This is a genomic window from Ensifer sp. 22460 (assembly GCF_052044935.1).
Taxonomy (GTDB): Bacteria; Pseudomonadota; Alphaproteobacteria; order Rhizobiales; family Rhizobiaceae; genus Ensifer.
Map to the genome: position 1 here is coordinate 1 of NZ_JBQENZ010000056.1, position 13,669 is coordinate 13,669.

Annotated in this window: 11 protein-coding genes and 1 pseudogene; 1 reads left to right on the plus strand and 11 read right to left on the minus strand. The window is 61.4% G+C overall.

What is annotated here, in order from left to right:
• The 10 genes from ACTJKM_RS35485 to ACTJKM_RS35530 form a co-directional block, all read right to left on the minus strand.
• On the minus strand, window positions 1–1,320 hold a 1,320-nt coding region (locus ACTJKM_RS35485; RefSeq protein WP_440661863.1), incomplete at its 3' end, for an aldehyde dehydrogenase family protein.
• Between the two features lie 62 nt (window positions 1,321–1,382).
• Window positions 1,383–2,291 carry a 5-dehydro-4-deoxyglucarate dehydratase gene (gene kdgD, locus ACTJKM_RS35490; protein ID WP_058330166.1) on the minus strand — a complete coding sequence of 303 codons (909 nt, stop codon included), beginning with the start codon at window positions 2,289–2,291 and terminating at the stop codon, window positions 1,383–1,385.
• A 78-nt stretch (window positions 2,292–2,369) separates the two neighbouring features.
• Entirely contained in the window at window positions 2,370–3,575 is a 1,206-nt protein-coding gene (locus ACTJKM_RS35495) for a pyridoxal phosphate-dependent aminotransferase (protein WP_058330165.1), read from the minus strand.
• A 72-nt stretch (window positions 3,576–3,647) separates the two neighbouring features.
• Window positions 3,648–5,285, minus strand: a complete 1,638-nt coding sequence (locus ACTJKM_RS35500) for a hydantoinase B/oxoprolinase family protein (RefSeq protein ID WP_112997247.1) — start codon at window positions 5,283–5,285, stop codon at window positions 3,648–3,650.
• Window positions 5,286–5,299: 14 nt separating this feature from the next.
• Window positions 5,300–7,390 carry a hydantoinase/oxoprolinase family protein gene (locus ACTJKM_RS35505; RefSeq protein ID WP_440639618.1) on the minus strand — a complete coding sequence of 697 codons (2,091 nt, stop codon included), beginning with the start codon at window positions 7,388–7,390 and terminating at the stop codon, window positions 5,300–5,302.
• A 167-nt stretch (window positions 7,391–7,557) separates the two neighbouring features.
• Window positions 7,558–8,403 carry a transporter substrate-binding domain-containing protein gene (locus tag ACTJKM_RS35510; protein WP_440639620.1) on the minus strand — a complete coding sequence of 282 codons (846 nt, stop codon included), beginning with the start codon at window positions 8,401–8,403 and terminating at the stop codon, window positions 7,558–7,560.
• A 38-nt stretch (window positions 8,404–8,441) separates the two neighbouring features.
• Entirely contained in the window at window positions 8,442–9,092 is a 651-nt protein-coding gene (locus tag ACTJKM_RS35515) for an amino acid ABC transporter permease (RefSeq protein WP_113736933.1), read from the minus strand.
• Window positions 9,093–9,102: 10 nt separating this feature from the next.
• Window positions 9,103–9,771 carry an amino acid ABC transporter permease gene (locus ACTJKM_RS35520; RefSeq protein ID WP_057248669.1) on the minus strand — a complete coding sequence of 223 codons (669 nt, stop codon included), beginning with the start codon at window positions 9,769–9,771 and terminating at the stop codon, window positions 9,103–9,105.
• Between the two features lie 9 nt (window positions 9,772–9,780).
• Window positions 9,781–10,536, minus strand: a complete 756-nt coding sequence (locus ACTJKM_RS35525) for an amino acid ABC transporter ATP-binding protein (protein WP_057248668.1) — start codon at window positions 10,534–10,536, stop codon at window positions 9,781–9,783.
• Between the two features lie 24 nt (window positions 10,537–10,560).
• Entirely contained in the window at window positions 10,561–11,034 is a 474-nt protein-coding gene (locus ACTJKM_RS35530; RefSeq protein WP_058325940.1) for a RidA family protein, read from the minus strand.
• Between the two features lie 474 nt (window positions 11,035–11,508).
• On the opposite strand from ACTJKM_RS35530, the gene ACTJKM_RS35535 reads away from it, so the two are divergent.
• Window positions 11,509–12,255, plus strand: a complete 747-nt coding sequence (locus tag ACTJKM_RS35535; RefSeq protein ID WP_058325941.1) for a FadR/GntR family transcriptional regulator — start codon at window positions 11,509–11,511, stop codon at window positions 12,253–12,255.
• Between the two features lie 425 nt (window positions 12,256–12,680).
• Here the strand turns inward: ACTJKM_RS35535 and ACTJKM_RS35540 are convergent.
• Window positions 12,681–13,669 (minus strand): annotated as a pseudogene (locus ACTJKM_RS35540) (IS110 family transposase); the annotation flags it as partial.

A 13,669-nucleotide genomic window follows, 5' to 3' on the forward strand; every position in this document is an offset into this window, starting at 1 on the left:
GACGCCGGCGGTCGGCAGGTTGACCATGACCATGCCGGCCTCGGCATTGCGCTTGAAATGGGTCGCATGTTTCAGGCTGGTGGTGGCGATGCCGGACGACAGGCCGAACGGCGTGTCGTTGGCCACAGTGAGCGCCTCGTCGTAATCCCGGACGCGGATCACCGAAGCGACCGGCCCGAAGATTTCTTCCCGCGAAATCCGCATCTGATTGGTCGCCTCGGTGAACAGCGCTGGCTGCAGGTAGAAGCCGGGCGTGTCGCGCTTCAGGAGGTCGCCGCCGAAGGCGAGTTTGGCGCCCTCCTGTTTGCCGATGGCGATGTAGTCGGTGTCCTGGTTGAGCTGGCTATGATCGACCACCGGGCCGATATGGGTGCCGGCCTTCAGCGCGTCGTCGATCGTGAGCCCCTTCATCCGTTCGCCCATCGCCTCCACGAAGCGATCGTGGATGCCCTCGGTGACGATGATGCGCGACGACGCCGTGCAGCGCTGGCCGGTGGAGAAGAAGGCGGAGTTGACCGCCGCCTCGACCGCCACCGACAAATCGGCATCGTCGAGCACGACGAAGGGGTTCTTGCCGCCCATCTCCAGCTGGTACTTGCGATTGTGCTCGACGGAGGCCATTGCCACGCGTTTTCCCGTGCCGGTCGAGCCGGTGAAGGTGATGGCGTGGATATCCGGGCTGTCGAGCATCGTCTGACCGACGACCGAGCCCTTGCCCATGACGAGGTTCAACACACCCTTCGGCAGGCCGGCGCGATGGAGGATGTCGACGATGGCCCAGGAGCTGCCGGGCACCAGCTCGGCCGGCTTGAAGACGACGGTGTTGCCATAGCAGAGCGCCGGCGCGATCTTCCAGGCGGGGATGGCGATCGGGAAATTCCAGGGCGTGATGATGCCGACGACGCCGACCGGCTCGCGAGTGATCTCGACGCCGATGTTCGGTCGCGCCGACGGAAGAACTTCGCCCGCCAGTCGCAGGCACTCGCCGGCGAAGAAGTCAAAGATCTGGCCGGCTCGCACCGTCTCGCCGATGCCCTCGGCGAGCGTCTTGCCTTCCTCGCGCGACAGCAGCCTTCCGAGCTCGTCCTTGCGGGCGAGGATCTCGTCGGCCGCCTTCCGCAGGATCGCGTGGCGTTCGAGGATGCCGGAGCGCGACCAGGCCGGAAACGCTTCCCTTGCAGCGGCGATCGCCGCTCTCGCATCCTCGGCAGAGGCGCGCGCATACTCGCCCACCACGTCATTGGTGTTCGAAGGGTTGATGTTGGCAACCCCGTCACCGCCGACCCATTCGCCGGCAATCAGGTTCTGGTGGATGGTCATGGGCTTTCCCCTTCTTCATTCTGCGACGAGGGCCGCCTCCGCGCGAAAGCGGCCCACTTTTCTCACTGACGCTTATGTTTTCCGATAAGGGTTTCCATCATAGCCATTTCCTCTGGTGTCAGGTCATGGAGTGGCGAGCGAACCGGACCAGCATCGAAGCCCTGGAGCCGCACCCCGGCCTTGATGGCCGAGACGGCATAGCCCTTCGCACGGTTACGGATCGCCATGAACGGATAGAAGAAATCGATCAGGATTTTCTCGCACCTGGCGCGTTCGCCCGCGCGCAACGCCTTGTAAAAATCCATGGCGAGGCCGGGCACGAAGTTGAAGACGGCCGAAGAATAGGTGGTAAAGCCTGCACCAAGATAGGCCTCAGCGAAGAGTTCGGCCGTCGGCATGCCGCCAAGATAGGTCAAGCGGTCCCCCAACTTGGCGGTGATCTGCCGCACGAGGCCGATGTCGCCGGTGCCATCCTTGAAGCCGACGAGGTTCGGGCAATCGTCGCAAAGGCGCGCCAGCGTATCGGCCTGCAGAACGGAATTGTCGCGATTATAGACCATCACGCCTATACCCGTGGCCCGGCACACGGCCTTGATATGCCGGTAGAGCCCTTCCTGCGGCGCATCGATGAGGTAGTGCGGCAGGAGCAGGATGCCGTCTGCGCCGGCCTTTTCGACGGACTTGGCGATCGAGACGGCGATATTGGTGCCGTAGCCGCAACCCGAGACGATCGGCGTCTTGCCGGCGGCTTCCTTGGCGACGCGGACGATCTGCGGAATTTCCTCCGGCGCCAGCGAAAAGAACTCCCCCGTACCACCAGCGGCAAAAAGCGTGGCCGCCTCGAAGCCGGAAAGCCAGTTGACGTGTTCGGCATAGCTTTTGGCGTTGAAATTGCCCTCCGCATCGAAATGCGTCACCGGGAATGAAAGCAGACCGGCGCCAAGCGCATGTTTCAATTCTTCAGTTTTCATGGGTGTGACCCTCCTTTGAAGGAAGCATCGGGGAATGCCGATGTCCCTGGTTGATCTGGTTGGCTGGGGGACGCTTCCTCAGGCCGCGAGCGACCGCACCATCGCGGCAAGGCGGTCGCAGGCACCCTCCAGCTCGCGGTCGGATGCCGCAATTGACAGGCGGATGAAACCGGCCGCGCCGAACGCGGCGCCGGGTACGCTCGACAGGCCGAACTGTTGAAGCAGATGGGAGGCAAAGGCCATGTCGTCGGCGATCACCGCTCCTTCCGCCGCCGTCCGGCCGAGCAGCTTTGTAACGCCGATGAAGGCATAGAAGGCGCCATCCGGCGGGGTGAAATCGAGCTTGTCGATCTGCGCAAGACGCTGCGAAACGATCTTCGCCCTGCCGGCGAAGGTTTCCGCCGCTTTCGCGACGAAAGCCTGGTCACCTGTCAGCGCGGCGAGAGCCGCCACCTGCGCCACCGTCGAGACGGATGTCACGCTCTGCGACTGCATCTTGTTGAGCGCGGCAATCAGGGTTTTCGGACCGGCGGCATAGCCCACACGCCAGCCGGTCATCGCATAGGCCTTTGAGACACCGTTGACGATCAGCGTCCTGTCACGCAGTTCGGGGCAGGCCGACACAAAGGATGCGAAGGGTACGTCCTTCAACAAAATGTGCTCGTAGATCTCGTCCGAGAGCACCAGGATCTGCGGATGGAGGGCGAGCACCTCCGCAAGCGCGCGATATTCATCGGCGGAATAGATTGCGCCCGTCGGATTGGACGGCGAATTCAGCATCAGCCAGCGCGTCTTCGGCGTGATCGACGCCTCCAGCCTCTCGGCGGTGATCTTGAAGCCGGCGTCACGCCCGCAATTGACATAGACCGGCTCGCCGCCATGGAGGGACACGATATCGCCGTAGGATACCCAGCAGGGCGTGGGGATGATGACCTCGTCACCGGTTTCCAGCGTCGCGAGGAACGCGTCAAACAGGATCTGCTTTGCGCCATTTGCGACCATCACCTCGTCGATGGCATAATCCAGCCTGTTTTCCGTTTTGAACTTGCTGACGATTGCCGCGCGCAGGCTTTCCATACCCGCCGGCACGCCATAGCGCACCCTGCCCTTGCGAATGGCTTCGCAGGCTGCGTCGGCGACGTGGGCTGGCGGCTCGAAATCCGGCTCGCCGAGCGACAGATCGATGATGTCGCGGCCTTCGGCAGCCAGTTTCTTGGCGGCCATGGCGATCGCCATGCTGGGGGACGACTTGATGCCCCCAGCGCGCTTGTTTTCGAACTTCATCTCCGGCTTCCTTGAATTGATCTGGCATTTGGGACCGGACGACGCTTTCGCCTCGCCCGGTCCCCGGGAGGACTATCTGGCGACGACGTAATCGAAAGCACTGTCACGCTTGGCGGCAGCCGGATCGCGCTTATCGGCCGGACCATAGCCGCCACCGCCGGGAAGCTCGAGGATGAGCCGGCGCCCCGCCGGCACATGCTGCCGTCCCTTCGACGTAAGGCGTGTGCCGTCATCGAGCAGCACGGCTCCGGGGGCACCGTTCTCGCCGCCCTCACGGCCGCGCGCCGGATGCTCGACGCGGTCGAACATGGCGTTGAAATGAATCTCGTGACCTTCGGTCGGCGAGATTTCCACGACCTGGCCAAGGCCGCCGCGGAACTGGCCGGCGCCGCCCGATCCGTCGCGCAGTTCCTTGCGCCAGAAGATGACCGGGCCGACATGCTCCGTCGCCTCGATCGACATTGAGTGCACGCCGCTCGGGAATGCCGTCGCGCTCAGGCCGTCAAGCGTCGAACGCGCACCGGCGCCGCCGCTGTTGAACAGCAGCACTTCGGCGCGCTGACCGCCGTCGGCCGGGGCCTTCTCGCCCTGCAGCGGGCGTACGCTGACATGCAGGTTCCAGAGCGCGCCCGCCCCTTCCGCCGGCACGCGGCCCGGCAGTATCTTGTGCACGGCGCCGAGCACGGCATCGGGAACGAGATGGCCGAGGACGTGACGCACAGATACAGGCGCCGGATGCTGCGCGTTGAGGATGCAGTTCTCCGGCGCTATGACGCGGAACGGCAGCAGGGATGCGTGATTGTTCGGAATCTCTGGCGCGATCGAGCACTTCAGACCATAGCAGGCATAGGCTGCGGAATAGATGAACGGGCAGTTGATACCCTTCGGGCTCGGCGGCGACGTGCCGTCGAAATCGGCTAGGATATGGTCGTCGGCCACATCAAGGCGAACGGCGATATCGATCGGCGAGCCATAGCCATCGACGCGCATTACATTGGAATAGGAGCCCTTCGGCAGGGCCGCGATCCGCTCCAGCGTCGCATCGTAGCTGCGATTGAAGATGAAGTCGGCCAGCGTTTCCAGATCCGCAAGATCGAACTCGTCCATCATGTCCATCAGGCGGCGATGGCCGATCTCGTTGCAGGCCGCGAGCGAGTAGACGTCGCCGACCACCTGATGGCTTTCGCGCACGTTGTTGCGGAGAATGTTCACGAGATCCTTGTTGACCTTGCCACGCTCCGCAAATTTCATGATCGGGACGAAGATGCCTTCCTCGTAAACCTCGTTTGCATCCGGGCCGAAGCCACGGCCGCCAACATCCACCACATGCGCGGTGCAGGCGAAGTAGCCGACCAAAGAACCGTTGCGAAAGCTCGGCGAGACGACGGTAAAGTCGTGCAGGTGGCCGGTGCCCTTCCAGGGATCATTGGTAATGTAGACGTCACCTTCGAAGATGTTCTCCGGACCGATGTCGCGGATGAAATGGCCGACGGCTTCCGCCATGGCGTTGACGTGGCCGGGCGTGCCGGTCACCGCCTGGGCGATCATCTTACCGCCACGGTTGAACACGCCGGCGGACAGGTCGCCGGATTCTCGTACGCTGGTGCTGAAGGCGGTTCGGATCAGCGTTACGGCCTGCTCCTCGACCACGGAGATCAGCCGGTTCCACATGATCTGCATGTGGACGTCGGAAAGTGCATTGGTTTTCATGGATTGTCCTCCGGTCAGGCGGCTTGCTTGGCGCGCACGAGCAGGCAGCCATCGGCCTGCATGACGACCTCGCGGCTCGCCGTGATGATGGTCGAGGTTTCGCGTTCGGTGATGACCGCCGGACCTGCGACCCAGTCGCCCGGCTTCATGTCGTGGCGGGAGACGACCGAGGCCTGCTGGAAGCGGCCTTCCTGGACGTCGAAAATCTCGCGGGTGCCGCGCACCGTAGCGTCGCCAGCCTTTCCGACCGTGCTGATCCTGGCCGGCGGCGTGACTTTCGATGTCGCTCTCAGCGACCAACTGACGATCTCGACATCGAGGCCGTCAATCACTCGGCCGAAGAAATGCTCGTACTGCGCGTCGAAGAGAGCGCGGAATAGGGCACCATCGACATCGGCATAGTCACGCACATCGATCGTGATGGGAACTTCCCAGCCCTGGCCGACATAGCGCATGTATGCGGTACACTCGAGATTAGGATCGGCATCCGGTGCGCCGGAGCGCACGAAGGACGTCGCTTCCGCGACGAGTTCCGAAATCGTCCGGTTGATCGCATCTGCGTCGAAACGGCTGAGGCGGCTATAGGCGCTGCGAACCGACTCGAAGCCGAAGGGCGCGCGCAGGAACCCGATGGCCGAGCCGACGCCGGCTCCCGGCGGGATCAGTAGATTCGCCATGCCGAGCTTCTCGCAAAGGCGGGCGGCGTGGATGGGCGCGGCGCCACCGAAGGCGATCATGGTGAACTCTGAAAGCTCCTTGCCATTTTCGACTGCATGCATGCGGGCGGCGTTGCTCATGTTCTCGTCCACGACCTCGCTGAGGCCGTAGGCCGCAGTGGCAATGTCGGTGTCGAGTTTCGACGCGATGTCGGCATGCATCGCCCGATCGGAGGCGGGCGCATTAAGCTTCATCGCCCCGCCTGCAAACTCGTCGGCATCGAGGCGGCCGAGGATCAGGTCGGCGTCAGTTACCGTCGGGCTTTCCCCGCCACGGCCATAGCAGGCCGGCCCCGGTTCGGAACCGGCACTGTGCGGCCCGACACGGATCTGACGCATACTGTCGACGGTGGCGATCGATCCGCCGCCGGCGCCGATCTCTACCATCTCGATAACCGGGATGGAGATCGGCATGCCGCTGCCCTTCTTGAAACGCCAGGTGCGGGCCACCTCAAAGGTTTTCGAGGTCTTCGGCGTCTGGTTCTCTATCAGGCAGATTTTTGCGGTCGTGCCGCCCATATCGTAGGAGAGGACCTGATCGAGCCCGTAACTGCTGGCAATATGCGCGGCGAAGATCGCGCCGCCCGCCGGACCGGATTCGAGGAGGCGAACCGGAAACTCGATAGCGCTCTCGACGCTGATGATACCGCCGCCCGAATGGATCATGAAGACCGGGCTGCGCATGCCCTCTTCCGCCAGCCTGCCGACGAGACGATTGAGATAAGACGCCATCAGCGGCTTGACGAACGCGTTGGCGCAGACCGTGTTAAAGCGCTGGAACTCGCGCATCTGCGGCGAGACCTCGGAGGAAATCGAAACGGACAGATCCGGCTTCCTCGCCAGCAATCGGTCGCGCACCGCCTTTTCATGCGCGCCATTCAGGTATGAATGGATGAAACCGATTGCGACGCTTTCATAGCCTGCGGCGATAATACGGTCGCAGAGGGCGCCGACCTCGGCAAGATCGAGCGGCTTCAGGATACCACCGTCGGCGCCGATCCGCTCGTCGATGACGAAGCGTTCGTTGCGGGGCACAAGCGGCGCAGGCAGCACAATATTGAGATCATACTGTTCGAAGCGGCTTTCGGTCCGCATCTCGATGACATCGCGAAAGCCCTTGGTGGTGATGAAGGCAGTGCGCGCGCCGCGCCGCTCGATCAGCGCGTTCGTCGCGAGCGTCGTGCCATGGATGACGGTGTCGATCTCTGACAGTGCGACGCCTGCCAACTCGGCGACCTGCCGGATGCCCCTGACGATCGCGTTTTCCGGATAGGAATAATCGGTCAGCACTTTGATCGAATGGAGCGTGGTGCCTACCTCCATCGCAACGTCGGTGAAGGTGCCGCCGATGTCGACACCGACCCTGATCTGCATACCATCTTTCGCCATTTTCTTGACTTTGCTCCGTGAACGAACTTCTCTTCCACACCGCGCCCAAGGGCTTGCTTTCGACATGCGGTGGGCATTCCCCGCCCGCACTTGCAGGCGGAGGCTAAAGCTCTTCGATTGTTGATGTTTCGGGGTGCCCTGCGCAGCGGTTGCGCAGGGCAGGCGCGTTATTGCTTGCCGGTGAAGTCTACGCCCGGCAGCGTTGTCGGAAGTTTTGCGCGATCGACGCCGATCCATTTCTTGTAAAGTGCGTCGAGCGAGCCATCAGCCGTGTGACTGGTCACAAAATCGGTGAGGAAGTTGAGCATTTCCTGGTCGCCCTTGCGAACGGCCATGCCCTGAAAATTATCGGCCACCCTGTACTTGCGCTCGAACTCCGCTTCGTGTCCCGTCTCCTTGATGACCAGACCGTAGGTCACGCTGCCAAGGATGGCGTCGACCTGGCCGGACAGGAGGGCCTGCACGGTCGTCGCATCGTCGTCAAAGCGTTTGATCTCGGTCGTTGGCGGTGCAGCCTTGACGAGGATCGGCTCGAACACGCTACCACGGTTCACGCCGATGACGTATTTGCCAAGGTCGTCGTTGCCCTTGATCGCCGCATCCTTCTTTGCCCAGACCGTGATATCGTTCGACGAGTAGGGGATGACGTACTGGATGACCTTGGCGCGCTCCTCGGTGATCGTCATCGATGGCACGAGGAAGTCGACATTGCCGTTGACCAGCAGCGGAATGCGATTCTGCCCGGTGATGCGCTCGAACTTGACCTCTACACCAAGTTCCTTGGCGATCAGCTTGGCGATTTCGATGTCGAAGCCGTCATTCTGGCCATTCTGGTCGATGAAACCCCAGGGGAACTGGTCCATCTGCACGCCGATGGTCGCCGTGCCCTTGGCCTTAAGTTCCTCCGGTGTTATGGCCAGCGCCGTCGTCGCGAACAAGGTCGTGGCCAAAAGCGCGGCGGCAAACACGCCGGGAACGTTCGAACGCGAAAGGGGCAATGCTGTCTTGAACATGTGGTCACCTCTGGTTGGTTTTGTCATGCGTTCTTGTTTTACCGATCGGCATTGAGCCGCCGTTCGATCCGAGCGCTGCTGAAGGTCAGCGGAAGGCATATGAAGAAGTAGACGAGGGCGACTGCGCCATAGACCTGCAGCGGTTCGAACGTGATGTTCGCCATCAGCTGGCCGGACCGGGTGAGCTCCGTCAGTCCGAGCAGAGCAGCAAGCGCGGTACCCTTGATGAGGTTCACAAGGAAGCTGATTGTCGCAGGCAGGCCGATGCGGAACGCCTGCGGCAGGACGACGTCCACCATCCGGTGCACATAGCCGATCCCGAGAGCGCGGGCGGCCTCGCTCTGGCCATCGGGAACCGCCTGGATGCTGCCACGCCAGATCTCGCCGAGGAACGCGCTGGTATGCAGCGAAAGCCCGATCGTCAGCGCCACCCAGACATCCACCTTAAGACCCAGAAGCGGCAGGCCGAAATAGACGAAGAACAGCTGGACCAGCAGCGGGGTGCCCTGAAAGATCTGAATGTAGGTGGCCATCAGGATACGCAGCAGCCTCCACTTGCTCGTGCGGCCGAGCGCCACGCCCAGCCCGAGCGCGCCGCCGAAGGTGAAGGCGAGAAGCGTCAGGACCACCGTCCAGCGCGCGCCCTCGAGCAGAAAGAGGAACTCTCCCCAGCCAAATTGACGGATCATCGCAAGGCCCTCACTTCGTCGGATAGGAGAAATAGACCCTGCCGATCACGCCAAGCGCGGCAGAGAAGAACTGGGACAGCACGAGATAGATGACGCCAAGCGTGAGATAGATCTCGAAGCTGCGGAACGTCTGGGAATCCAGGGTCTGGGCGAAGTACGTCAATTCCTCCGCCGAGACGGAAGACACCAGACTGGAGTTCAACATCATCAGGATGAACTGGCTGCAGAGCGCCGGGTACACCGCACGGATAGCCGGACGAAACACAACGAAACGATAGATGTCGGCCGTGTGAAGGCCGAGCGCCCTGCCAGCCTCGATCTGCCCGGGTCGGATCGACTGTACCCCGCCGCGCACGATCTCCGCGGCATAGGCCGCGCAGTTAAGCGTCATGGCGAGGATCGCCGCCTGTTCCCCACTCAGCCGGATACCGATGGCCGGCATGCCGAAGAAGACGAAGAAGACCTGCACGAGGATCGGCGTGTTGCGGATCAGCTCGATGTAACCGATCGCCATCGCCCGAAGAGCGTTGCTTTTGCTCATGCGCATCAGCATGAACACGATGCCGAGGCTCAGGCCGAAGACCATGGAAAGCGATGACATTCTCAGTGTGCCTATCACGCCCTCTAGAAGCATGGGCCAAGCGGCAAAAACCGGTGCGAAATCGAAGGAGTAGTTCATCGGCCGCCCTCAGTGGTTGAGGATCTGGCTGAGGAACGCCCTGGTGCGTTCGTGGCCCGGATTATTGAAGAAGACGTCCGGCTTGGCGCTCTCGATGATCTCGCCGCGGTCCATGAAGATGACACGGTGCGCGACGGCACGCGCGAATCCCATTTCATGCGTCACGCAGATCATCGTGATACCGTCGTCGGCAAGCGAGATCATCGTGTCCAGCACTTCCTTGACCATTTCCGGATCGAGCGCCGAGGTCGGTTCGTCGAACAGCATGATCTTCGGATCCATGCAGAGCGCGCGGGCGATCGCCACGCGCTGCTGCTGGCCGCCGGAAAGCTGAGCGGGGTATTTCTGCGCCTGCTCGGCAATGTGCACGCGCTCCAGATGCCGCATCGCTTTCGCCTTGGCATCCGCCGCCGACGCCTTTCGGACCCGGCGCTGGGCCAGCATGCAGTTTTCCAGAACGGTCATATGGGGGAAGAGGTTGAACTGCTGGAAAACCATGCCGACGTCGCGGCGAATGTGATCGGCGTTCGACCCTTTCTGGTTGAGCGCAGTGCCATTGACGACGATCCTGCCCTGCTGGACTTCCTCAAGGTGATTGATGCAGCGAATGAGTGTGGACTTTCCCGACCCTGACGGGCCACAGAGGACGATATGCTCGCCCCGCGCAACGTTGAGTTCGACGCCCTTAAGTACCTGCAACGGACCATACCATTTGTTGACACCCGTCATCTCGATGGCTTTTTCGTTGCTTTCATTCTCGCCCATGGCCAATTCCCTTTCCTGTAACCGTCAGGATTTCGCTGCGACTTCAAACACGGCGTCCACTTCGACCGACGATCCACGTGGAAGCGATCCGGCCCCCAGTGCCGTGCGCACATGACGCCCCTTTTCGCCCAGAATTTCGACGAAAAGGTCGGACGCACCATCGACGATCGCGGGGTGACCTTTGAAATCCGCCTGCGCGTTGACGAAGCCACGGACCTGAACGCAGGCCACTACCCGGTCGAGATCGCCGTCGAGCGCGTCGTTGACACGGGCAAGGATGTTCAAGGCACAAAGCCGCGCCGCCTGATAGCCCTCTTCAAGCGAGACATCCTGCCCCACGACCCCGGCAAAATGCTCCACGCCGTCAATCCGAGGGATTTGCCCGGAAACGAAGAGAAGGTTCCCGGCAAACCGATACGGAATGTAGTTGCCTGAGGGCGAGGCAATCGAAGGCAACACGATGCCGAGCTCGGAGAGGCGTGCGGAGACGTCACCCATAGCGGTTTTCCACCTGATTTTGTGCGCGCGCCGTGGGGCGCAGTTCCTGTTCCCGGAGCTATTCGCCACGTTCGCTTGAGGATCGTGGCGCTGGCTCGCTTTTTCTGACGAAGAGATTAGTGAAATAGTATCTCATGTCAACATAAAAGTTAGAGATACTATCTCTTCGCTTTGAGAAATCAAGCCAGCAGGATTAATCGCTAAATATCAAATAGTTAACCACTAGGCATTGGTTCTATAAAACTGTGAATTCTCGCCAACGGCAAAAAAATCTCGCAACGAGCTCCAAAATAAAACCAGAAATGAGATGGCCTGGCCCCCCTATTCGGCAGAGAGTGCGCACACTTGACGAGCGAAAATTTCCGTTGAGGTAGCATCACCTCACTGCGTCATGCTACCTTGTCAAAGACACAACAAATCCCTATCAGTTGGCAAACGCCGCTCACGCGTGCGACCAAGCAGACGGGTGGAATCTTGAGTACTTTGGCAAGCCGGACGATACAGGCCCTGAAGGCCCATATCGTCGACAATCAACTGGACAAGGGCCACAAACTTGGATCGCTGAATGAACTGGCGCAGCAGTTTAACGTCAGCCGCACGATCATCAGGGAGGCCGTCTCCGCGTTACGGTCGGAGGGAGTTGTCGAGGCACGTCATGGCGTCGGTGTGTTCGTGCACGAGAAACCTAAGCCGGAAGACCCATACGACTACGATCCGGAACTTGTCCTGGCGCCATTGCAGCGCCTGAAAACCTCATTCATGGACCTCCTTGAACTGCGGATGGCATTCGAGGTCCATGCCGCAGGCCTTGCTGCGACTCGGCGTTCATGGGCGCAGGAATCGAATATCTGGAATGCTGCACGGCAGTTCGAAGCCTCGCTCGACGACGAGGCCGCCCTCGACCACCTGGATTTCGTGTTCCACCGATCGATCGCGGAAGCGACGAATAACGGCGCCTTCATAGAGTTCTTTAACCTGATGAGCCTCCAGATCCTCCCCCAACCGGCTTTCTCGAAACAGGTGAACCCCGAGCTCATCACACCAGAGTATGTGCAGAACACGGTTCGGGAGCACAGGGCGATCTGCGAAGCGATCAGCACCGGCAATTCCGAACAGGCCCGTGAAGCGATGCGGGCGCATTTGAACCGTAGCCACTTACGCTACAGGGGCTTCTCGAATGGTGGCGCTTCTCCCTTGAGCAATGTCGCGCGGGATGAATAGAAGGCGACGGTTGACCAGATTGAACTGTCGACATACCAACGGCCAACGTAAGACCTGCAGAAAACGTCGACATGGCATTTGGCCACTATGCAGGTATTGATGGATTGAGAGTGCAACAGGAAATAGCGCCCCTCCTCGCGAAACGCCCTTCCAGTCGATACATTATGCGATCTTCTGTAACCCGCGCTTCGTCAATCCCTTGTGCGCTCAATCCCTCTCCGAGTGCTTGCTTCTGTCCGCAGTCGGAGCTTTGCCGCTGCTCTATGGTGTCTGCTGAGGAGCGGCTGACCAATCTTAGAGGCGCAGTCACCGCGTGCTGCTGATCGCATAGCGGCCTAACCCATCCATCGTCCCGGCGAAGGGACCTTGCTGCGGAGGGCTGATGGCTGTGCCCGTCCGAGACCTGTCTTGTCGTCTCCTCCCGATCAAGCCGCCACAGCGGACGCTCCCTTACGAGCAACGAAGTTGGTTCTGTCCCTGAGCATGCAATGCAACACCACCGCTAGCTTGCGGGCCAGCGCCACGCGCGCCTTTCTGGGGCCGGCACGTCTTGCGACCGCCAGTGCCCAGCCCCTCAGATCGGAGCCTTTGACCGGTCGCGTCAGGATGACGTTGGCCGCCTCGAAGAGCGCGGTGCGCACACCCCCATGTCGCCGATCTTCGAGATGCGACCGCTATGATCGGTCTCGCCCGATTGATATTTCTTCGGCGCCAATCCGAAGTGCGGCCCGACCGCGCGGGAGGAGCGGAATCGCTCCGGCGCATCGACGGCCGCCACAAACGTCAGCGCCACCAGGACGCCAACGCCTGGCGTCGTCATCAGCCGCTGTGCGTTGTCATCCTGGCGGGCGATGGCATGCAGCTTGCGCTCAAACCCCGCAAATTCATGCACAAGCGCGTCGCGCACCTTCAGCAGTGCCATAGCGATCGCTTCCAAGGTCGAATGACCTGCAATCAGCACGCGGATACGTCCCGCGAAAGTGCGCCGTGTCGTCGGCCCGACCTTGAGGCCGAAGCCGCGCAGGATGCCCCGGATGCTCATCTCGATGTCGTGAAGCTTACCCTGAATGAGCTTGCGGGCAGTCAGCAGCGCACGCACCTCCTGGGCGGCAAGAGATTTGCAATGGACCGGCCTGAACCAGCCAAGCCGCATCAACTGCGCAATACCCCGGGCGTCCTTCTTGTCGGTCTTGACCGGCATCGTCTTGAAGGCGGCACGCACGTGGCGTGTCTCGATCAGCTCGACGGAAAGACCTGCTTTCACCATCCCGGCATGCAGCCACTGCGACAGGGGGCCGGCCTCCAGACGAATGCGCTCCATCGCCACGCCGTGCGCGCCGAACCAGGCGATCAGCGCATCGGGTTCGCTGAGGATCTTCGCTTCCCGGATGATCCGGCCATCCGCATCCACCAC